Source organism: Ectothiorhodospira sp. BSL-9, assembly GCF_001632845.1.
In the GTDB taxonomy this organism is placed as follows: domain Bacteria; phylum Pseudomonadota; class Gammaproteobacteria; order Ectothiorhodospirales; family Ectothiorhodospiraceae; genus Ectothiorhodospira.
Map to the genome: position 1 here is coordinate 2,466,757 of NZ_CP011994.1, position 22,240 is coordinate 2,488,996.

Genomic DNA, 22,240 nt, shown 5'->3' on the forward strand with positions numbered 1-22,240 from the left:
TCCCTGCGTGGTCTTACTGGCCTGACTTCTTTGAGTCCGACGCTTCCTCGGTGGAGGGCTGATCGGGCTGTTCCCGTGATTCATCCGGGCTGGAGGTGGCCTGCTTGGCCACGGCCTGGAGCTTTTCCATCTCCTCCCGTGACACCCGGCGCTCACTGCTCCCAGAACCCTGGCTTTCCTCACTGCGTTCGCTGCGCCCCGAACTTCTCCGGCCACCGCGGGTACGCCTGGACGGTCCGCTCTTCTCCTGTCCATCAGGGGCGTCGGTTGCCGCCTTCTCCCCAGAGTCAGCCTCACTGGACGTGGAGGTGGCTGCGTCGGCGGTATCGGCCTTGCGCTTGGAGCCCGCGTCTTCATCCTGCTTTTGCAATGCGCGGGAGTGGGGTACGGACTCCTCATGGGTCAGCTTCGCCAGCTCCTGGGTGTCCTCGGTGCCCGTTTTGGCCTTGGCAGGAGACTTTTGAGCCTGGTCATTCGCTGGGGCCTCGTCAGGCGCCTTGGTCTGGGTCTTGTCTTCGGCTGGCTTGTCCTGTGGCTCTTCGGTGCGCTCACGCTTGTCGGAAGCCTGTTTCCTGGGAGCCCGTTCGGCGCTGGATGACGCGTCGTCGGATTCGCCTTCGCCTTCACCTTGCGGGTTGCGATCATTATCGTCCTGGCGGCCTTCGGTGTTACCCGTGCTGCTCCGACGACGGCGACGCCCTCCGCGACGACCCCGGCTGCGACCACTGCCACTGCGGCCGCCCCCGCTGGACCCTTCCTGCTCCTGTGGCTGACCGTTGCCTTGCTGCCCAGTGGCCTCGCCTGTCGATGTGTCAGCCTGTGCCGCGTCCACTTCGTTGCTGCCAGTCTCGGGCTGCACCTTGGCGGTGTCAGCGTCTTTCTCGCGACCCCGGGTCTCTTCCTTCTGGCCTTCCTGACTGCCTTTGGTATCGCTTGCCTGAGGGCCCTTGCCGGTTTCGGTGGGTTTGGCCTGTGGTGTTTCCTCAGCGGCATTGGGCTGAGTATTGCGGTTCTGGTTCTTGTCCTCGCTCAGGTTCTCGTTGCCGTCGCGTCCACCCCGTCGCGTACGACCACCGCCGCGTCGTGTGCGGTTACCGCGAGTGCCGTTGCCACTCTCCTTGTCCTTGTCTGCTTGCGAACGCTCGCGGCGCTGTGGGCCGCCGGGGGCCACGTTGCGGGTGCGCGCGGGCCGTTGAGCACCGCCACTGCGGGTGCCCTGCCCGGATGACGAGGTGCGCTGGGGAGGACGGGAGGTACCGCTGTCGCCATCGACGCTGCGGGACTCGGGTCTTTGCCCGCCATTGGAGAACAGGCTGGTCCAGATGCGGTTGAAAAGCCCGGGGAGTGACACGGGAGAGACGGGTTTTCTCTGCTCGGGTGCCGTTTCGGCCGGTGCCGGTGCTGCGGTCGGAGCCGGCGTGGACGGTGAGATCGTCTGTACCAGGGCCTTTTCCAGGCGCGCCGCCCGCGGCTGGTTGACCAGTTCCGGCTCCTCTTCGGTGAGCAGTTGATAACTGCTCTTGTCGCCGATCTCGTCGGCGGTCTCGTCATCCCGCATGCGGCGCACGGTGAAATGGGGCGTAAGCAGGTTGGGGCTGGGAACGAGGGTGATGTCCACGTGATAGCGCGACTCGATGGTGGAGATCACCTGGCGCTTTTCGTTGAGCAGGAAGGTGGATACATCCACGGGCAGGTGCGCGAGTACCCGGTGGGTCTTTTCCTTCATGGCCTCTTCCTCCACCAGTCGCAGCACCGACAGGGAGAGGGATTCCACGCTGCGGATATGGCCGTGGCCGTTGCAGCGGGGGCAGACATTCTGACTGGATTCACCCAGGGAAGGCCGCAGGCGCTGGCGGGACATCTCCAGCAGGCCAAAGCGGGAAATCCGCCCCACCTGCACCCGTGCACGATCCATCTCCAGGGCCGAGCGCAACCGGTTTTCCACTTCCCGCTGGTTCTTGTTGGGGGCCATGTCGATGAAGTCGATGACGATCAGGCCGCCCAGATCCCTCAGGCGCAGTTGCCGGGCGATTTCATCGGCGGCCTCCAGGTTGGTGTTCAGGGCGGTCTCTTCGATGTCGCTGCCCTTGGTGGCGCGGGCAGAGTTCACGTCGATGGAGATCAGGGCTTCCGTGTGATCGATGACGATGGCACCGCCGGAGGGCAGGGTGACATCGCGCTGGAATGCCGCCTCGATCTGGCTTTCGATCTGATACCGGTTGAAGAGCGGCACATGGTCTTCGTACAGCTTGAGCTTGCGCAGGTTGTTGGGCATCACCTGCTGCATGAAGTCCTGTGCCTGGGAGAAGACCTTGGGGTCGTCGACGACGATCTCGGCGATGTCGTTGCGCATGTGATCCCGCAGGGTGCGGATGATCACGTTGCTTTCCTGGTAGATCAGGAAGGGTCCCTTGTTGCTCTGGGCGGCTTCATCGATGGAGGTCCAGAGGGTCTTGAGGTATTCCAGATCCCACTGGAGTTCTTCGACGCTGCGGCCCACCCCGGCCGTGCGGGCAATGAGGCCCATGCCCTGGGGGACTTCCAGTTGCGCCAGGGATTCGCGGATCTCGCTGCGCTCCTCGCCCTCGATACGGCGGGAGACGCCTCCGGCACGGGGGTTGTTGGGCATCAGGACCAGATAGCGTCCGGCCAGGCTGACGAAGGTGGTCAGAGCTGCACCCTTGGTGCCTCGCTCTTCCTTCTCCACCTGAACGATGAGTTCCATGCCCTCCTTGAGGCCGGTCTTGGGTGAGGCATCGCCGTCTTCACCTTGAGCCAGGTAGCTGCGGGCAATCTCCTTGAAGGGCAGGAACCCGTGGCGATCGGCGCCGTAATTGATGAAGGCGGCCTCAAGGCTGGGCTCAACCCGGGTGATGACCCCTTTGTAGACGTTCGCCTTTTTCTGTTCCCGGGAGGGGAGTTCGATGTCGAGATCGAAGAGTTTCTGGCCGTCCACCATGGCCACACGCAGCTCTTCGGGCTGCGTGGCATTGACAAGAATTCGTTTCATGAAGTGTGTCTCGAGTGCATGGCCCAGCCAGGCCCGGGCGGTGACCCGGCGTCGGCGGTGCCGCATGGGATGGTCGCACGGCGCTGAACAGCAGCGCCCACGCGCACAACCATGGGAACACAACGCCCGCGCGGGAATCGCGCCGGGGCGTGGGGGCAAAGTTGTCCAAAAATCCGCTCAGAATCATCAAGTTGAGTTGGCGTTTCGTGAGCGATTGTCCATGGCGGGAAACGTTACTTGCCATTGGCAGGCGTCTCCCGGTGGTATTCTGTTAAGTCGCAGGGTGGGGCGATCCGGGCGGGCAGCAGGTACTGCCGGGCCGATCCGATATCTGCCGAGTCAACCCAGCGCGACACGGTATGATAGCAATGTTGCAAAAGGGCATCAAACCTTTGAATGAACTGTTATTATCCGGGCATGCCAGAAACGTCCCAAAGCCCCGCCTCGCGGGTTGTTCACGTCCAGGTCACCCGGGACGAAGACGGCCAGCGCGTGGATAACTTTCTCATGCGCCGCTTGAAGGGCGTGCCCCGCAGTCGCATCTACCGCCTGCTGCGCAAGGGGGAGGTGCGAGTCAACAAGGGGCGCTGCAAGCCGGATCAGCGCCTGAGTGTGGGCGATGTGGTGCGCATCCCACCGGTGACTCGCAGTGAGAAAAAACTGGAGGAGCTGCCCCTGCCCGAGGGCCTGGCGCGAACCCTCGCCGACGCCGTGTTGCTGGAAGATGATGATCTGCTCATCCTGAACAAGCCAGCGGGCCTGCCGGTGCATGGGGGCAGTGGCGTGCCGGTGGGGGTCATCGAGGGCCTGCGTAGGCTCAGGCCCGATTCGGGTTTCCTGGAGCTGGCCCACCGCCTGGATCGGGAGACCAGTGGCTGCCTGGTGCTGGCACGCAATCGTCCGGCCCTGCTGGCCTTTCATGAACTGTTGCGTCATGGCGGGGTCGATAAGGTCTACTGCGCCCTGGTGGCGGGTCGCTGGCAAGGGGGATCCCGCCGCGTTGCCCAGAGCCTGTCGCGCACGGATCGTCGTGGTGAGGTGCGCCTGGTGCAGGTGGACGAGGAGGGGCAGGATGCGGATAGCTTCTTCACGCCGCGTCAGGCGTTCGACGAGGCCACGCTCATGGATGTGCAGATCGGCACGGGCCGCACCCACCAGATCCGGGTTCATGCTGCTCATGAAGGGCATCCCGTGGCGGGTGATCGGCATTACGGTGATTTCGAGTTCAATCGGCGGATGAAGCGTCTGGGCCTCAAGAGACAGTTTCTTCACGCCGCCTCCCTGCGATTCACGCTGCCCACCCAGGGTCGTGCGTACAACGTGGTGGCGCCGCTGGATCCCGCCCTGGGGCAGGTTCTGGAAAGGCTGGAACCCCGCTGATCCTGGCTTTATCGACGACAAACCGACATCATCATGGCCAATCCCTACCAACTTCTCATCTTCGACTGGGATGGAACCCTCATGGATTCCATCGGGCGCATCATCGCCTGCCTTCAAGGTTCCATCGCCGCCCTGCAACTGGACACCCGGCCGCCGGATGAATTGCGCCATGTCATTGGTCTGGGCATGCGTGAGGCCATCGTGGACCTGTACCCACAGGCGGATGATGCGCTGATCCAGGACTTCACAGCCGCTTATCGGGAGCGCTTTCTCCACACGGACAAGACACCCGCGCCACTCTTTCCCGGCGTGCCCGCCCTGCTGGATGACCTGGTGGAACAGGGTTACTGGCTGGCCATCGCGACGGGCAAGTCCCGGGCTGGGCTTGACCGTGTGTTGGAGGCTACCCGCCTCGAAAAACGGTTTCTGGCCACCCGCTGTGCCGACGAGAGCTTCTCCAAGCCCCATCCCCAGATGCTCGAATCCCTCCTGGATGAACTGGGCGTGGCGCCGGCCGATGCCCTGATGATCGGTGACAGCAATCTGGACCTGCTCATGGCGGTCAATGCCCGTACGCATGGGCTGGGGGTCACCTCGGGTGTGCACGATGCACGGGAACTGTCGCTGCACCAGCCGCAGGCCGTGCTGGACGGGGTGGCACAGTTGCCGGCGTGGCTGCGGGAAGGCCGGGCGCTAGATCAACCACTGAGCAAGGAATCCACACATGAGTGAAGAAAACGAAACCGCCAGCCAGCGCAAGACGGATCCGGCCCCCGAAAACTGGGAGCGGGAAGCCCTACGGGAGATCGCCCTGGCGGGGGTGAAGGAGCGGCGAGCCGCCCGGCGCTGGGGGATCTTCTTCAAGACGCTGGGTTTTCTCTACCTGTTCTTCCTGCTGTTCATGTTCATGGATGGCATGTCCGCGCGGGATGCGGAGCGCAAGGGCAGTCACACGGCCCTGGTGGATGTGCAGGGCATCATCAGTGAGGGCAGTGCCGCCAGTGCCGACCTGGTGGTGAGTTCGCTCACGGCGGCCTTCGAGAACAGTCGAACCCGGGCGGTCATCATCCGCATCAATAGCCCCGGCGGCAGTCCGGTGCAGGCCGGCTACATCAATGACGCCATCGGCCATCTCAGGAAAGAACACCCGGATATCCCTGTCTATGCGGTTATCGCCGATGTGGGGGCCTCGGGCGGGTACTACGTCGCGGCCGCCGCTGATGAGATCTATGCCGACAAGGCGAGCATCGTCGGTTCCATCGGGGTGCGTCTGGACAGTTTCGGTTTCGATGAGGCCATTGAGCGCCTGGGCATCGAGAGGCGTCTGCTCACCGCCGGCGGCAACAAGGGCCTGATGGATCCCTTCCTGCCGGTCAAGGAAGAGGAAAGGGCTCACTTGCAGGTCATGCTGGACGGCATTCACAACCAGTTTGTGGAGACGGTGAAGGCGGGTCGCGGAGATCGACTGGCCGATGACCCGGATATCTTCACCGGCCTGGTCTGGACGGGAGAGCAAAGCCTGGAATTGGGCCTGGTGGACGGCCTGGGCAGCGCCAGCTATGTGGCACGGGAGGTGGTTGGCGAACCCAGGATCGTGGATTTCACCCGCAAGCAGGATCTGTTCTCGCGTCTTGCCGAAGGTTTCGGTGTGTCCTTGCTGCGCGTGGTTGAACAATGGGGGCAGGGCAACCTGCGGTAATATGCTGGCCGCTGCGTGGGTGGGTGGATCCTGGGGTCCACCCACCCGTTTTCAATGCTGCTGATCACTCGTCACGTCGCGCGGAAACACCGGCCGTGAGGGTGTAACGCATGGCATCCTCCAGGGACAGGTCCAGCGGTTCCACCCGGTCTCGAGGCAGCATCAGCGTATAGCCGCCAATCTGGTAGCTCATGGGCAGATAGACCGCGATGGTACCCTTCTTGCCCAGATTATCGGGCAGCCCCTCGAAGTCGCTGCGGGTCACGAACCCCACCAGGCGAAAATCCACGCCCGGCAGTGTGACGATCACCGCCTCGCCAAAGCGCTCGTGAATCTCCCCGGAAAACAATCGGGTGACGTCCCGTACCACCCCATGGATGGTCTTCACCACCGGGATGCGCTGCATCAAGCCTTCCAGCCAATGAAAGATGCCCTGCACCAGGTAGACCCGGAGCAATATCCCCAGCGCGAAGATCAGTGCGATGCCCACGAGCAGGCCCATGCCAGGGAAGTAGAGGACATCCGGCAACACACCCTTGAGGAGGGCGCCCAGTACCTGTTCCAGGGTGTTGCTCAGCCAGAGGATCAGGGCAACGGTGACGAGAATGGGCAGAATGGCTGCCAGGCCAGCGAGAAATGTGCGCGTCAATCCTTTCAAGACTTACCTCCAGGCCGCGACACACTATAATGTGCGGCTACGGCGGTTGGGATTTTGGGGGAGTATCCGGGCATGAAGCACGATCAGTGCCCGGATGCGCGTGCTGAATGTCCACCTTGGTTGACACCCGCCGCGGGTCGATCTAATTTGACACGCATCCCAAGGGTGAATCCAGATCCGCGCCCGAAAAAACTCAAGTCGACAGGCACCTGAATCTATGGCATCCAAGCCCTCGTCAGCAGCCGATCAAACCCCCATACGGGTAGTGATCGTGACCATGGACACCCATCTGGCCAGCGCCGCCGACCGTGCTCGCGCCGAGCTCAGGCACGAGTTGCCAGGGTTGAAGTTCTCGCTTCATGCCGCCTCCGAGTGGGCCGCGGATGAAGAGGCCCTGGAGCAGTGCAAGGCCGATGTGGCCAAGGCCGACATCATCATCACCACCATGCTCTTCCTGGAGGATCAGTTCCAGCAGATCCTGCCGGACCTGCAGGCCCGTCGTGATGATTGCGATGCCATGGTCTGTGCCATGTCTGCGGGCGACGTGACCAAGCTGACCCGCATGGGCAGCTTCGACATGTCCAAGCCAAGCAGTGGCCCCATGTCCTTGCTCAAGCGACTGCGGGGCAAGAAGGAAGGGGACTCCAAGGCCAGCGCTGGCGCCCAGCAGATGAAGATGCTGCGCCGTATTCCGCAGCTGCTGCGATTCATCCCGGGCACGGCCCAGGACGTGCGCGCCTACTTCATTACCCTGCAATACTGGCTGGGCGGCTCCGAAGAGAACATGGCCAACATGATCCGCTTCCTGGTGGATCGCTATGCCGATGGGCCGCGCCGCAGCCTGCGGGGCAAGCTCACCATTGCCTCGCCTGCAGAATATCCCGAAGTGGGTGTGTACCACCCGGACATGAAAAAGCGCCTTTCGGATCGCCTGCAGGATCTGCCGGGCAGGTTGTCCGAGCGCAATGGGAAGGGCCGCGTCGGCGTGCTGCTGCTGCGCTCCTATGTGCTGGCCGGCAACTCCGGGCATTACGACCCGGTGATCCGGGGGCTGGAGGAGGCCGGCTTGCAGGTGGTGCCGGCGTTTGCCTCGGGCCTGGATTCGCGTCCCGCCATCGAGCAGTTCTTCATGGAGGAGGGGCGTCCCACCGTGGATGCCGTGGTTTCCCTGACCGGATTCTCCCTGGTGGGTGGCCCGGCCTACAACGACGCCAATGCCGCACAGGAGATCCTCTCCAGGCTGGATGTGCCCTATATCGCTGCCCATCCGGTGGAATTCCAGACCCTGGATCAATGGGGCAATTCCGAACGCGGCCTGCTGCCCGTGGAGAGCACCATCATGGTGGCCATTCCGGAGCTGGACGGCAGCATCGCCCCCATGGTTTACGGTGGGCGGCCTGGCCCGGAAGGTGCCATCTGCGCCGGTTGCGAGCGTCACTGCAAGTTCACCGACTCCGAGAACACCCAGGACATGTTCACCTGCCCCGAGCGCACCGGCATGCTGGTTTCCCGCGTGCGGCGCCTGGTGGAACTGCGGCGCGCCGAGCGGGCCGAGCGCAAGGTGGCCATCGTCCTGTTCAACTATCCGCCCAACGCCGGCAATACCGGTACCGCCGCCTACCTGGGCGTGTTCGAGTCCCTGCTCAATACCCTCAGGAAAATGAAGGAAGAGGGGTATCAGGTGGAGGTGCCCGATAGCGTCGATGAGTTGCGCGACAGCATCATCCATGGCAACAAGGACAAATATGGCGCCGACGCCAACGTGCACACCATGATCCCCGCCGAGGATCACGTGCGCCGCGAGCGCTGGCTCAAGCAGATCGAGGGGCAGTGGGGGCCGGCACCGGGCAAGGTGCTGACCAACGGCAGTTCCATCTTTGTACTGGGCAAGCAGTTCGGTAATGTGCTGGTGATGGTGCAGCCCTCGTTTGGCTACGAAGGCGACCCCATGCGCCTGCTGTTCGAGCGCGGCTTTGCCCCCACTCATGCCTTCTCGGCCTTCTACCGTTACCTGCGCGAGGACTTCAAGGCCCATGCGGTGCTGCATTTTGGCACTCACGGGGCGCTGGAATTCATGCCGGGCAAGCAGGTGGGCATGTCCGGGGCCTGCTGGCCAGATCGCCTCATCGGCGATATCCCCAACATGTACCTGTATGCCTCCAATAACCCCTCCGAGGGTGCCATCGCCAAGCGTCGTTCCGGCGCGACCCTGATCAGTTACCTGACGCCGCCTGTGTCTCATGCGGGCCTGTATCGTGGGTTGCTGGACCTGAAGAGCTCCATTGATCGCTGGCGCGGTCTCGAACCTTCCCAGGAGCATGAGCGTGGAGAACTGGCCGAACTGATCCAGTCCCAGGCCGCCGAACTGGAACTGGCCAAGGCTGAGCCCCTCTGGGATGTGGCCGGCGGTGAGGCCGAGGAGCGGGTACGCAAGCTGGGTGAGGAGATCCTGGAACTGGAATACACCCTGATCCCCTACGGCCTGCACGTGGTGGGCACCCCCCTGGGCGAGGACGAGCGTATCGACATGCTCATGGCCATGGCCGAAGCCTCCCAGGACACCCGCCTGGAGCGCTCCGTGGTGGAGACCCTGGTCAAGACCGGCTCGGTGGATAATGCCCTCCAGGAGGCCGGGTTCCAGAACGACAACGAGCGCCGGGAGCAGTTCGAGCAGCTGGCCCGCTCCAATGAACTCATGTCCCGCGATACGGAGCTGGAGGGTATCCTCAAGGCACTGGACGGTCGCTTCATCAAGCCCGCCCCGGGGGGGACGTGATGCGCCAGCCCGATGTGCTGCCCACCGGTCGTAACCTGCACGGCTTCGATCCCTTCCGCATCCCCAGTGCCTTTGCGCTGAAGGATGGGGCCATGCAGGCCGAGCGCCTGCTGGCCCGTCATGTGGAGGATGGCAACGGCCTGCCTGAATCCGTGGCCATGGTGCTGTGGGGCAGTGACAACCTCAAGACCGAGGGCAGCCAGATCGGCCAGGTCCTGGGTCTGCTGGGCGCCAAGCCCCGCTTCGATAACTACGGTCGCCTGGCCGGCGCCACCCTGATCCCGCTGGAGGAACTGGGTCGGCCCCGGGTGGATGTGCTCATCACCCTGTCCGGCATCTTCCGTGACCTGCTGCCCCTGCAGATCAAACTGCTGGCCGAGGCCACCTTCCTGGCCGCATCGGCGGAGGAGCCGCCGGAGCAGAACTTCGTGCGTGCCCACACGCTGGAATACATGAAGGAGCATGGCTGTGATCTGGAGACGGCCGCGTTGCGCGTGTATGGCAATGCGGACGGGGCCTATGGTTCCAACGTCAATAACCTGGTGGAGAACGGTCGCTGGGATGACGAGGATGAGCTGGCCAACACCTATACCCAGCGCAAGGGCTTTGCCTATGGCCGCAGCGGCCGGCCCATGAAGCAGGACACCCTGCTCAAGAGCATGCTCAAGGATGTACAGCTCACCTACCAGAACCTGGATTCGGTGGAGCTGGGCGTGACCACCATCGACAATTACTTTGATACCCTCGGTGGCATCAGCCGCGCCGTGCGCCAGGCCCGCGGTGGTCAGGACGCCCCGGTGTACATCGGTGATCAGACCAAGGGCGAGGGGACGGTGCGCACCCTGTCCGAGCAGGTCTCCCTGGAGACCCGCACCCGGATGCTCAATCCCAAGTGGTACGAGGGTGCCCTCAAGCACGGCTACGAGGGGGTGCGCCAGATCGAGGTGCACATCACCAACACCATGGGCTGGTCAGCCACCACCGGTCAGGTGCAGCCCTGGGTGTACCAGAAGCTGTCCGAGACCTTCGTGCTGGATCCGGAAATGCGCGAACGCCTGGCCCAGCTCAACCCCACGGCCTCCGCCAAGATGGCCAACCGTCTCCTGGAAGCCTCGGACCGCAACTACTGGCAGCCCGATGACGAGACTCTGGAAGCCCTGCGCCGTGCCGGCGAGGAGCTGGAAGATCGTCTGGAGGGGATTGAGCAGGAGACGCCGGCAGCCTGAGGTCAGCTGGCTCGCGGAGCCATGCCTTGCCTTCTCTGCATACCGCAGAGAAGGCAAGGGACCCAGGTCCAGGGCTTCGATCGACAGGCCTTGAGGTGAGCCTTGAGTCCTTCCTGTTAACTCAAACGTTCCTTGTAGGCCTCGTAGCCAAAGGTCCTGACCACCCGTACCTCACGCGTCTGTGCGTCCACGCGGCAGATGGCCGGCAGGCGCATGCCGTTGAAGGTGTTCGTCTTCACCATGGAGTAGTGAGCCATGTCGGTGAACACCAGGCGATCACCGATCTTCAAGGGTCGGTCGAAGGAATACGCCCCGATCATGTCCCCCGCCAGGCAGGTGAGGCCTCCCAGGCGGTAGGTGTGGGCCTTTTCCTCGGGCATGCCGGCGCCGATGATCTCGGGTCGGTAGGGCATTTCCAGCACATCCGGCATGTGGGCCGTGGCTGAGGTGTCCAGAATGGCGATGGGGCCTTCGTTGTCGATGATGTCCAGTACCGTGCTCACCAGGTAGCCGGTGTTCAGGGCAATGGCCTCGCCCGGTTCCAGGTAGACGGGGATGCCATTGTGACGCTCCCTGAAGCCACGTATCACCTTGATCAGGCGATCGATGTCGTAATCGGACCGGGTGATATGGTGGCCACCCCCGAAATTCACCCACTTGAGATCGGGCAGGAACTGACCGAAGCGGCCTTCGAAGGCCCCCAGGGTGCGCTCCAGGGCGTCGCTGTTCTGTTCGCACAGGGTGTGGAAATGCAGCCCCTCCAGTCCGGTGAGATCCACCCCTTCCAGATCCCGCGCCCGGGTGCCCAGGCGTGAACCCGGCGTACAGGGATCGTACAGGGCCACGGTCCCTTCAGAATGTTCGGGATTGACGCGCAGACCGCAGGAGATGGCTCGGGGGTGGGCCGCGACGCGCGCGCGGTGGTGCAGCCACTGCCCGGGAGAGTTGAAGCTGATGTGGTCGGCGTACTGCAGCACCACATCCATTTCGGCGTCGGAGAAGGCCGGCGAGAAACAATGCACCTCGCCGCCAAAGGTTTCCGCACCCAGGCGGGCCTCGTCCTGGCCACTGGCGGTGGTGCCTACCAGGTACTGGTTCACCAGCGGGAAGGTATCCCACATGGCAAACCCCTTCAGGGCCAGGAGAATGCGCGCCCCACTGTCCTCCTGGACCTGCCGCAGCAACTCCAGATTGCGGATCAGCAGGGCATCGTCCACCACGAAGGCCGGCGAGGGGCAGGCCTGAATATCAAACGGGTTGTCCATGGCGGTGACCTTGCGGCTCAACCCAGCGGGTCCGCGTCCGGATCCAGTTCCTTCATCTGCCAGGGCAGGCCCATGTCGCCGATGCGCTCCATGAAGGGGTCGGGGTCCATCTGCTCCACGTTGAACACGCCAGCACCCTTCCAGATGCCCTGCAGCATGAGCATGGCGCCGGTGACGGCGGGCACACCCGTGGTGTAGGACACCGCCTGGGACTGAACTTCCCGGTAGCAGGCCTGGTGGTCACAGATGTTGTAGATGTGCACCTTGCGGCGCTTGCCATCCTTGATGCCATCCAGGATGACGCCAATGTTGGTCTTGCCCTTGGTGCGCGGCCCCAGGGAGGCCGGGTCGGGCAGCACGGACTTGAGGAACTGCAGGGGGATCACTTCCTTGCCTTCATACATGACTGGTTCGATACCGGTCATGCCCACGTTCTCCAGCACCTTGAGGTGCGTGAGGTACTGCTGGGAGAAGGTCATCCAGAAGCGGATGCGCTTGAGGCCGCGGATGTTCTGCACCAGGGATTCCAGTTCCTCGTGGTACAGCAGATAGATGTCCTTGGGACCAATCTCGTCAAAATCAAACTCCCGCTTCTCCGACAGGGGCGGGGTTTCCTTCCACTCACCGTTCTCCCAGTAACGTCCGTTGGCGGTGACCTCACGGATGTTGATCTCCGGGTTGAAGTTGGTGGCAAAGGGATAACCATGGTCGCCGCCATTGGCGTCCAGGATGTCGATCTGGTGGATCTCGTCGAAGAGGTTCTTCTGGCCCCAGGCGCAGTAGATGTTGGTCATGCCGGGGTCGAAACCGCAACCCAGGGTGGCCATGAGGCCGGCCTTTTCATAGCGGTCCTGGAAGGCCCACTGTTCCTTGTATTCGAACTTTGCCTCGTCCGGGTGCTCGTAATTGGCCGTATCCAGGTAGGGCACGCCGGTCTTCAGGCAGGCCTCCATGATGGTGAGGTCCTGGTAGGGCAGGGCCACGTGGATCAGCAGATCCGGCTTGAAGGATTCGATCAGGCGTACCAGGGCATCCACATCATCCGCGTCCACCTGGGCGGTCTGGATGGGCCGATTCAGCTTGGCGGCGATATCCCGGCACTTGGCTTCATTGCGGCTGGCCAGGCAGATCTCCGAGAAGACTTCGGGATGCTGGGCGCACTTGTGGGTGACGACACTGCCGACGCCGCCGGCGCCGATGATCAGGACTTTGCTCATAGGTCTCGATTCAGGAATCTGGATGGGTGAAAGAAGGAAGCGGACGGAGCGCTTGGGGATGCGTGGGATGATGCCCCCTTGTGACTGCTGGGTTCAAGCCCTCTCGACGGCGAAACTGACCGCGTAGCGCCGGCTCTTGCCAAATACCAGCGCCAGCCGGCCTTGTCCCTGGGTGTCCAGGCCCAGTTCCGAGGCCCGGCGAAGGCCGCCGGATCGATGCAGGCGGCGCAGGGAGGTTTCGATGCTGCCCTTGTGACGACGGATGTAAAGATCCAGATCCGGGCGCACGCTGGCTTGAATGTCGTGCTCCTGACCCAGCACTTCCATGTGGGTCTGTGCGGGCCCCAGGTCCTGGCCGGGCAGCTTGAAGAGCCGTTCCAGGATGCGATGCATGCCGTCCACCGGCTCTTCGCCCAGGTAGAGGTTCCACAGGAAACGGCCGATGCCGTACTCGTCACTCCACCATTGGGTCTCCGGGTTGAGTACATGCACGCCGACCGGAACCAGCCGGTAAGTCCCCAGCCCCGGGTCATCGGTCAGGATCTCGAAGCTCACTTGCTGGCATCCCAGGTGTCGTTTATTCCCCTTGACCATCAGGGCGGCGTTACGGGGGGTGAGTAGTTTCAGGGCCATGCGGTCCCGGGGCTGCAAGGGCCTTCCCCGTTGCTGGGCGACGGTCTGGATCACGTCCAGGGCACAGGACGTGATCAGGCCCTGCTCACGAACCAGGCGGCCCTGGGAGTGCTCCTGGCCTCGCTCCCGTCGGGATTGTTCATGAGATGTGTTCATGTCTTGTGACTAAGCACTTTTCATGCCGCGTTGCTGGGCATTATATTCTGGAAGGTTCCGTCATCTTTTTGACGGACGAGCGACTGCTGAGGCAGACAAACCACGATGCTTGTTGCGCTGCAAGAGTCCGGCGCCGACAATGGTGGTCTTTTGCCGCGCGTTAAGCTTAGGCTTCGTTGACGCCTGCCGAGCCAAAGGATGCACCATTAATGGCTGACCTGGTCATGTCCCAAGAGGAAGAGCGGATTATGGGGCAACTCATGATTCCGTCACAGCCCACCGTGAGGTGGACCCCAAGATTCGGACCAGGGGTTAAGCTCTGATCATTCCGACAGGAGAATCTGATCATGAGCAGGAAACGCAAGCAATACAGCGCCGACTTCAAGGCCAAGGTGGCCCTTGAAGCCCTCAAAGGGGAACAGACCACCTCGGAGCTGGCAGCCCGCTTCGAGATCCATCCGACCATGGTGAGTCAGTGGCGGCGTGAGTTGCTGGACAAGGCGACGGGGATCTTCGAGGGCAAGGGTGGGGGCAAGGCGGCCCAGAAGACTCAGGAGGAGATCGACACCCTGTACCGTGAGATCGGCAAGCTGACGGTGGAACGCGATTTTTTATCACGCAGGCTCGGTCGTTGAGCCGGGCCCAGCGACAGGCCCTGGTGGAGCCGCAGGCGGTTGATGTCAGCGTCCGGCGACAGTGTCAGTTGCTCGACATCAGCCGTTCTTCGGTGTACTACCGGCCCAAGCCGACCCAGGATAGCGACCTGGAGCTGATGCGCCTGATTGACGAGGAATACCTGCGAAGGCCGTTCTATGGTTCGCGGCGGATGAGGGCCTACCTCAACCGCTTGAGCCACCCGGTAAACCGCAAGCGAGTCCAGCGGCTGATGCGCCAGATGGGCCTGCACGCCGTGTATCCGAGGCCGCGCACCAGTCGACCGGGCGAGGGCCACCAGATCTATCCCTACCTGCTGCGGGATCTGGTGATCGATCGTCCCAACCAGGTCTGGGCGACCGATGTGACGTTCATCCCGATGGCCCGGGGGTTCATGTACCTGGTGGCCATCATGGACTGGCACAGTCGTCGTGTGCTCTCCTGGCGTGTGTCGAACACCCTGGACACCGACTTCTGCATTGATGCCCTTGAGGAGGCTCTGGCACGCCATGGGCGACCCGAGATATTCAACACGGACCAAGGCTGCCAGTTCACCAGCAAGGCGTTCACCCAGGTGCTGAAAGACCACAAAATCCAGATCAGCATGGACGGTAAGGGCTGTTACCAGGACAACATCTTTGTGGAGCGGCTCTGGCGCAGCGTGAAGTACGAGTGCGTCTACCTGAAGGCCTTTGATAATGGCGTCCACTTACGCCAGGATCTGAAGCAGTACTTCACCTGGTACAACGCCGAGCGGCCCCATCAGGGGCTGGACGACGCAACACCGGATGAGGTTTACTTCAACCAACCTCTGACTCGGGCGGCCTGACGCCTGAGAGCTACAACCCCGGTTAGAGCTTAACCCCCCTGTCAGGTGGTCCAGTGGATGGGGTCCACTTCACCGTGCTGCGTGCCATTGCAGCCGAGGTGGAAAAGGAGGAGGGCGATCTGATTCAGGTAGCCAGGCTTGTGTCGGAGGATGTCAGTGTCTCCGGCGGCATCCTGCTGGTGGTGAACTCCCCCTTGTTCCGCCGTCGCCGCGAGATCAGTTCCATTCGTGAGGCGGTCATGCTGTTGGGGCTTCAGCGGGTGTACTCGGTGGCACGCACGGTGGCCCTGCGTAATGCCCTGTCTCACTTGCCGCGCATGCACGAATTCTGGAAATCCAGCGTCACCCTGGCTGAAGCCTGTGGTGCGGCGGCACGTCGCGTGAAGCGGCCGGATCTGGTGGACGATGCCTATCTGGTGGGGCTGTTCCACCTGGTTGGCGTGCCTGCACTGCGCAGCGTGTTTGGCGAGGCCTACGAGAGCGTTGAGCGTCAGGCGGATTTGAGGGGGTGGCACTCCGCCATCCACGAGGAACAGCGACGCTATGGGGTCAGTCATGATCGCCTGGGGGCGCTGATCACTCAGCGCTGGCGCGCACCAACGAGCGTCATCCAGGCAACGGCCCACCAGTATCAGGTGCAGCGTCTGGATATGCTGGTGACGCTGCACCCGGACGCCCGGGATCTGCTGGTCATGCTCAAGCTGGCGCTTCGGGCCACCACCGCTGTTGACCCAGCACGCATGACCTATGCGGACTGGGAGGCCACACAGGACTTCCTGGCCGACTACCTGGCCCTGGATGTCCAGTCACTGGATGCCCTGGTGGATGAACTGAACTAGGGTGTGGGTCGTTCAAGTGGCCGTGGAAGCCTGGCCGCTGAGCAACAACTTCCAGAAGTGTTCGATGTCGGATTTGTGGCACAACTCCGTGCCGGATGTCAGCACGGTCGCGGTACCTGCGGCCACACCCAGGGCGAAGGCACGCTGGACATCCTCTCCCCGGGAGAGGCCAAAGGTCATGCCTGCCACGAAGCTATCGCCGGCGCCCACGGCTGAGCGCGCAGTCACCTCCGGGGTGGCGAGGCGGTGGATGCCGTCCCGGGTGGCCAGCACGGCTCCGTCATGCCCGAGGGTGATGGCCAGCAGTTCCACGCCCCCGGCAGCCACGCACTCCCGCGCGGCTTCTTCCAGGTCTTTGGGATCTTCCAGGTCTCTGCCCATCAGGCCTGCAAATTCGCCGCGGCTGGGCTTGGCCATGTACACACCTTCCTCCAGAGCCGCTGCCAGAGCCGGTCCCGAGGTGTCCAGGATGAGCTTGCCACCGCGTCGTTTCACGGAGACTGCGAGTCGGGCGTAGACGTCTTCCGGCACACCCCGGGGCAGGCTGCCGCTGGCGACGACATAGTCAAAATCCAGCATTTCGATGAAGTCCAGTGCTCCCTGCCATTCGTTGCGCCGGATCTGTGGGCCCTCGGGTGTGAAGCGAAATTCCTGCCCCGAGCTTTCCTCGAACACCACATGGCTCATCCGCGTGGATTCCAGAATATGTACCCGATGGGACATCACCCCCGCCTGGGCGATCAGTTCATCCAGCACGTCCCCTGGGCGCCCGCCCGCCAGGTAAACCGCGAAACTGCCGGCTTCCAGCTCATTCAGTACCCGCGCCACGTTGATGCCGCCACCACCGGGGTCATAGCGCTCATTCGTGGTGCGCACCTTGTGGATGGCCTTCACCCTTTCGGCCGAGCACGAGGAATCCACGGCCGGGTTCAAGGTCAGTGTGACGATTCGCTTATGCATCGAGGAACTCCCTGTGTGGCTGGCGTTCAGTGTGATGGTACAGGGGACGGGCCGCCAGGGTCAGTACCCCACCAGCGGAAAGGTGACGCTCATGCCCCAGGCCAGGGAGAAGGCCACGGCGATGGCCCCCACCAGGGGATGACCGGTTCCCGTGAAGACCCAGCGTGCAAGCAGGCCATAGACCAGCAGGAATACGGCGATGGCCGGGAAGATGATGATCAGGAAGAACAGCTCATCGAGGCGCAGCACCACCGCGCCCGCCAGGGAAAGCAGGAACAGCACCTTGGTCAAGGCATGGGCGCCGGTGGTGCCGGTTTCTCCCCGGGTGAGCCATTCATCGGCACTGAAGAACAGCAAAGTGCCCAGGAAGATCACCGGCAACCACACCAGGCGTTCCGGGATGGGCAGGTAGCCAGTGACAAAGGCGTGGATGGGCAGTCCCACAGCCAGGGTGCCATAGGCCGTGGCCAGAACCGTCGCCGCGACCAGGGCACCCCATGCCGTGCGGCCCGGGAAGGGCCCGAAGACATTGCCATGGCGGCGCTGCATCAGCCAGAGTCCCGCCCAGGTGAGCAGCCCATAGACCGCGAAATGCATGGTCAGATAGTCGGACAGCAACAGTGGCAGCACCCCCAGCGGTACCTGCCAGAGCAGCAACGGCGTAAGAATGGCGGGAACCACTGCCACGGGCCAGAGCCGGCGCCATGGCATATCCGAGCCCCGGGCCGGATGGGCCACCCGGGGCAGGGCACGCATCAGGGGCCAGGCCAGGGCGATGATACCCAGGAACAGCAGGCCCAGCCAGGGGCCCCTGGCATCCACAAAGGGCGCGTCCAGATCGGCTGGCGTCACGCCCTCCATCCAGGCCAGGGACTCCAGCAGCGCCTGCCGAGCCTGGATGATGCCCATGTGCTCGGCCCCTTCGATCACCGCCAGCCGGCGGGCATCGCCCTGGGCAAGGTCGCCATAGGTCATGCCGGGTTGCACCTGGGAGGCGTCGTGAAGCTCGAAGGCCGGCGCTGCCGTGTTCCGCAGGGGTTCGGGCTCCAGTTCTCCGAAGATGAACAGCAGGTTATCCAGCCCTTCCATGGAGGTGTCTTCGGCAATGAAGGGGGATATCAGCACCATGGAGCGCACCTGTCCCGGATGCTGCTGGCCATGCTGGAGCATGATGTCACCGGCCATGGAATGCCCCATCAGGGTAACGCTGCCATCGCCGGCCGGATGGCTGCGGGCGTGGTCCACAACCCGCTCCAGCGCACCGCCCAGCAACTGGCGGCGCCGTTCCATATTCATCAGGTCCGGTACGAAGGGTTCGGCATTGGCCCCGTGGCCGGGGAAATCCAGGGTGATGGCCAGATAACCCTGCCGGGCCAGTGTGATGGCCAGAGGCTGCATCATCTGCCGGGAGCCGGCGAAGCCATGGGCGATGACCGCCACCGGGCCGGGCTCGGTGGCGGTGGGACTGACCACGGTGATGGGAACGCCGTCCACCCGATCATGGGTGATCTGCAGGCCTTCGGGCCCCGACATCAACTGCCACAGGGCCACCAGGATGCCCATGGTCGCCAGTATGGCAGTCAAACCCCGGGCCATTCCGGAGAACCGGGCTCTTGCACTGTTCGCTTCGGTCATTGGATCAGCGCCGCCGCATCTCGCCCTGCACCTGATCGAACTCCCTGAGCATGTCCTCCGTGGGCCCCTTGCCCACGCGGCTGAACAGGATGATGGCCAGGGTGGCCAGGATGAAGCCGGGCAGGATCTCGTACATGTCGAACAGACCGCCGTCGAAGCGATCCCAGATCAGCACCGTCAGCGCGCCGGTGACGATCCCCGCCAGGGCGCCATTGCGGTTCATGCCGCGCCAGAACACCGAGAGGATGATCACCGGGCCAAACGCGGCGCCAAAACCGGCCCAGGCATAGGCCACCAGATCCAGCACCGCCGCCTCCGGGTTCAGCGCCAGCAGGGTGGCCAGCACGCCGATGCCCAGCACCGTGCCCCGACCGATCCATACCAGTTCGCTGTCGCTGGCCTGGGGACGGAAGAAGCGCTTGTAAAAGTCTTCCGACAGGGCCGAGGAGGACACCAGCAACTGGGAGTCGATGGTGCTCATGATGGCTGCCAGGACGGCCGCAATCAGACAGCCCGCCACCCAGGGGTTGAACAGGGTCTGGATGAGCAGGATGAACACGGTCTCGGGGTTATCCAGGCCTGCCTCCCCGAAGAAGGCCATGCCGGCAAAGCCGGTGAAGATGGCGCCGAACAGGGCCACCACCATCCAGGTCACGCCAATGAAGCGGGCCAGGGGGATGTCCTTGGGGCTGCGGATGGCCATGAAGCGGGTGAGCACGTGGGGCTGGCCGAAGTAGCCCAGGCCCCAGGCCATCAGGGAGATGATCCCGAACAGGGTGATGTCATGGAAGGCGTCCAGGGCGCCGGGCTCCAGTTCGCCCACCATCTGGGTGGTTTCGGTCCAGCCACCCAGGTTCATGATGGTGATCACCGGTACCAGGATCAGGGCCACGAACATCAGGATGCCCTGGATGAAGTCGGTCCAGCTGACTGCCAGAAATCCTCCCAGTAGGGTGTACACCAGGATCACGGCCGCGCCGACCGCCAGCGCCAGCCGGTAATCCATGTCGAAGGTGCCCTCGAACAGGGTGCCCGCCGCCACCAGGCCTGCCGAGGTGTAAAAGGTGAAGAACACCAGGATCACCAGTGCCGAGACCACCCGCAGGGCAGAGGTGTCGTCACGGAAGCGATTCTCGAAATAGGCCGGTATGGTGATGGAGTCGCGCGCCACGGAGGTGAGTCGCCGCAATCGCTCGGCCACGAATTGCCAGTTGAGGTAGGCGCCGATGGTCAGGCCCACGGCAATCCAGATCTGGTTCATGCCCGCCGCATACACCGCTCCGGGCAGGCCCAGGAGCAGCCAGCCGCTCATGTCCGAGGCCCCGGCAGACAGTGCCGCCGTGCCAGCCCCCAGGCGCCGTCCACCCAGGATGTAGTCGGAGAGGTTGGTGGTGACCCGGTAGGCCAGCATCCCCACCAGCACCATCAGGATGAGATAGGCAACCAGCGTCGCCAGCAGCGCGAAATTGACATCCACTTCCGTACTCATCACTTGCCTCCCCGCAGGCTGTGCAGAACCAGGCTCACCAGCGAAAACAGCACCATCAGCAACATGGGCACCAGCAGCCAGAACCAGGTGGCGGTCGTGAGGGAATGATCCATGGGGGCTCCTTGTGGTTTTTTTTGTGCGTACTCAACCGGCGTTGCGGATGAGTATAAGACACATGAGTGCCCACTCACCAAGGACGGTGGTTGGTTTCATTGCCCCTGGACGGGCCTAGGGCGCCCATTGCGAAAATGGGCCCAGTGGGGTTCGCGCACCACGCGCCCCTGCGAATCCAGACGCAGCTGGCCGGTCAGACCCGTGTGGCTCGCCTGCGGGTCCTGCTGCAGCATGGCGAGTTCAGGGATCATGGCAAAGGCATCAAATCCCATGGCCACCAGGCGTGGCCACAGGGGATTGCCGTGGCGCATCAGGCGGTCATGATCCGGGACACCTGACCGACCCAGCACGGCGGGCATGTCCGGGAAGATGATGCCGTCCAGATCCGTGTCCTGTCTGGGTACCCCTCCGAGGTCGAAAATGTGGGATGTGGCATACACAGGCGGATGTCGGGTGCTCAGGTAACGCAACTGGGGCTGGATCATCCGGCCCTGCTCCGGACTGGCCACCAGGAACAGCATGTCCACGTTCTGAGCCAGGATCCTCCCGAGCACGGCCTGAAAATCAGTGGCCTGGGGAGCATAGTGCTGGACCGAGGTCACATGTCCCCCCTGCTGCGTGAACTGATCACTGAATGCGCTGGCCAGTCGCTCCCCCAGGGAGGATCGTGGGGCCAGGATGGCGGCGCGCCGGTGACCCCGGGCGTGAGCCCTGTCAGCCACCCGGGCGGCCTCCTGTTCGGGTTGCAGTGAAAACAGGATGACCTGTCGGGATGCCGCGAGGTCGCCTTCCGGCTGGTTCAACACCAGGGTGGGTATGGGCAGCGGTTGTCGCTCGGTGAGTTGCGACACAGCCTCCTTGGTGAGCGGCCCGATCACGATGTCCGCGCCCGCCTCCACCGCTTCCTGGTATTTCTGCCAGGCGGATTCCGGGCTGTCACCCATATCGTAAATGCTCAGTATGGGGCGTTGGGATGATGTGACGGCCTCATGGGATGCCCTCACCCCGCTCAGCACGGCCTGGGCCAGGTTCGCGTAGCGACCCGACAGCGGCAGGATCACGGCCACATGCTCGGAGAAGGCTCCCTGGGGCAGCTCTTTTGCGCCCATGGGGCGAGTCGGTGTCCGGAAGCCCCGATGCGGGCTGGAGGACTCGGGTTGGGCGTCATTCAGCCACTGCAGCGTCACGGGGTTTCGCGCACGCTGCTTTAATGCCGTGACGTGGCCGGGGGGGAGTGCCCGGAGCATGTCCTGTATGGATCGACGTGCATGCGCGGAATGCTCTGCGCTGAATCCAGCCGTGTACAGGGTGTGCCAGGTTCTGATGGCGTCCAGGGTTCGCCCCAGAGCGGCTTCACTGCCTGCCCGTATATCCAGCGCCTCTGCATGCAGTTCATCGGCTAGACCCTCCGTGCGCCATGGTAACCGGCGGAGTGCTTCCCTGGGGTCGCCGGCATCAAGGCTGGCTCGAGCGTCGGCAAGACTCTGCGCGATCCCGGCGCTCTGGGGAGGGCCTGCGGTCGCGAACGCCATCACGTGAGGTGGGGTATGGCCGGACGCGACCTGGCCAGCTTGTGCCTCCATCCCTATCAGCATGGCCATGCAGGGCGCAATGATCAGGGCCTGCACCCGTAATGACACGGGCCGATGACGGGATGGGTCCGTTGGTCCCGAAACCACTGCCCGTGAAAATGGCCGCGC

The 22,240-nt window shown here is 63.3% G+C and carries 14 protein-coding genes and 1 pseudogene; 6 read left to right on the forward strand and 9 right to left on the reverse strand.

Annotated elements, in window-relative coordinates; translation table 11 throughout:
- Positions 1-13: 13 nt before the first annotated feature.
- Entirely contained in the window at positions 14-3,010 is a 2,997-nt protein-coding gene (locus ECTOBSL9_RS11505) for an Rne/Rng family ribonuclease (protein ID WP_063466164.1), read from the reverse strand.
- Between the two features lie 417 nt (positions 3,011-3,427).
- Here ECTOBSL9_RS11505 and ECTOBSL9_RS11510 point away from each other — a divergent pair, with 417 nt between their 5' ends.
- Genes ECTOBSL9_RS11510 through ECTOBSL9_RS11520 form a run of 3 tightly spaced genes read left to right on the forward strand, consistent with a single transcriptional unit; the run spans position 3,428 to position 6,089 of the window.
- Entirely contained in the window at positions 3,428-4,390 is a 963-nt protein-coding gene (locus ECTOBSL9_RS11510) for an RluA family pseudouridine synthase (RefSeq protein ID WP_063466165.1), read from the forward strand.
- A gap of 33 nt (positions 4,391-4,423) precedes the next feature.
- Positions 4,424-5,122 (forward strand): HAD-IA family hydrolase, encoded by a 699-nt coding sequence (locus ECTOBSL9_RS11515; RefSeq protein ID WP_063465173.1) that lies wholly within the window; start codon positions 4,424-4,426, stop codon positions 5,120-5,122.
- Positions 5,115-6,089, forward strand: coding sequence for a S49 family peptidase (locus tag ECTOBSL9_RS11520; protein WP_063465174.1), 975 nt, complete (start codon positions 5,115-5,117; stop codon positions 6,087-6,089). The genes ECTOBSL9_RS11515 and ECTOBSL9_RS11520 overlap by 8 nt, the downstream gene beginning before the upstream one ends.
- A 64-nt stretch (positions 6,090-6,153) precedes the next feature.
- Here ECTOBSL9_RS11520 and ECTOBSL9_RS11525 read toward each other — a convergent pair whose 3' ends face one another.
- The gene (locus ECTOBSL9_RS11525) at positions 6,154-6,747 is read right to left on the reverse strand and encodes a DUF502 domain-containing protein (RefSeq protein ID WP_063465175.1); all 594 of its coding nucleotides are present in this window, start codon (positions 6,745-6,747) and stop codon (positions 6,154-6,156) included.
- Between the two features lie 217 nt (positions 6,748-6,964).
- Here ECTOBSL9_RS11525 and ECTOBSL9_RS11530 point away from each other — a divergent pair.
- A pseudogene (locus ECTOBSL9_RS11530) lies at positions 6,965-10,749 on the forward strand (magnesium chelatase subunit H).
- Positions 10,750-10,865: 116 nt separating this feature from the next.
- Here the strand turns inward: ECTOBSL9_RS11530 and nspC are convergent.
- From nspC to ECTOBSL9_RS11545, 3 genes are all read right to left on the reverse strand, one after another.
- Complete coding sequence (gene nspC, locus ECTOBSL9_RS11535; RefSeq protein WP_240480967.1) at positions 10,866-12,035, reverse strand: carboxynorspermidine decarboxylase; 1,170 nt, start codon at positions 12,033-12,035, stop codon at positions 10,866-10,868.
- Positions 12,032-13,231 carry a saccharopine dehydrogenase family protein gene (locus ECTOBSL9_RS11540; RefSeq protein ID WP_063465176.1) on the reverse strand — a complete coding sequence of 400 codons (1,200 nt, stop codon included), beginning with the start codon at positions 13,229-13,231 and terminating at the stop codon, positions 12,032-12,034. The genes nspC and ECTOBSL9_RS11540 overlap by 4 nt, the downstream gene beginning before the upstream one ends.
- A gap of 93 nt (positions 13,232-13,324) precedes the next feature.
- A complete protein-coding gene (locus tag ECTOBSL9_RS11545) occupies positions 13,325-14,020 on the reverse strand; it encodes a hypothetical protein (RefSeq protein ID WP_063465177.1) in 696 nt (231 codons plus the stop codon).
- A gap of 347 nt (positions 14,021-14,367) precedes the next feature.
- Here ECTOBSL9_RS11545 and ECTOBSL9_RS11555 point away from each other — a divergent pair.
- Together ECTOBSL9_RS11555 and ECTOBSL9_RS11560 are read left to right on the forward strand one after the other, a co-directional pair.
- A protein-coding gene (locus tag ECTOBSL9_RS11555; protein ID WP_371258969.1) for an IS3 family transposase occupies positions 14,368-15,503 on the forward strand; the annotation gives its coding sequence in 2 pieces (ribosomal slippage) (positions 14,368-14,644 and positions 14,644-15,503; 1,137 coding nt in all).
- Positions 15,504-15,556: 53 nt separating this feature from the next.
- Positions 15,557-16,342 carry an HDOD domain-containing protein gene (locus ECTOBSL9_RS11560; protein WP_063465178.1) on the forward strand — a complete coding sequence of 262 codons (786 nt, stop codon included), beginning with the start codon at positions 15,557-15,559 and terminating at the stop codon, positions 16,340-16,342.
- Between the two features lie 12 nt (positions 16,343-16,354).
- Here the strand turns inward: ECTOBSL9_RS11560 and ECTOBSL9_RS11565 are convergent, their stop codons facing one another.
- From ECTOBSL9_RS11565 to ECTOBSL9_RS11580, 4 genes are all read right to left on the reverse strand, one after another.
- On the reverse strand, positions 16,355-17,302 hold the full coding sequence (locus ECTOBSL9_RS11565; RefSeq protein ID WP_063465179.1) for a 1-phosphofructokinase family hexose kinase: 948 nt from the start codon (positions 17,300-17,302) through the stop codon (positions 16,355-16,357).
- Between the two features lie 60 nt (positions 17,303-17,362).
- The gene (locus ECTOBSL9_RS11570) at positions 17,363-18,937 is read right to left on the reverse strand and encodes an alpha/beta hydrolase (RefSeq protein ID WP_063465180.1); all 1,575 of its coding nucleotides are present in this window, start codon (positions 18,935-18,937) and stop codon (positions 17,363-17,365) included.
- A gap of 4 nt (positions 18,938-18,941) precedes the next feature.
- Complete coding sequence (gene putP / locus ECTOBSL9_RS11575; protein WP_082829892.1) at positions 18,942-20,426, reverse strand: sodium/proline symporter PutP; 1,485 nt, start codon at positions 20,424-20,426, stop codon at positions 18,942-18,944.
- Between the two features lie 209 nt (positions 20,427-20,635).
- Positions 20,636-21,649, reverse strand: a complete 1,014-nt coding sequence (locus ECTOBSL9_RS11580; protein ID WP_063465181.1) for a penicillin-binding protein activator — start codon at positions 21,647-21,649, stop codon at positions 20,636-20,638.
- Positions 21,650-22,240 lie beyond the last annotated feature (591 nt).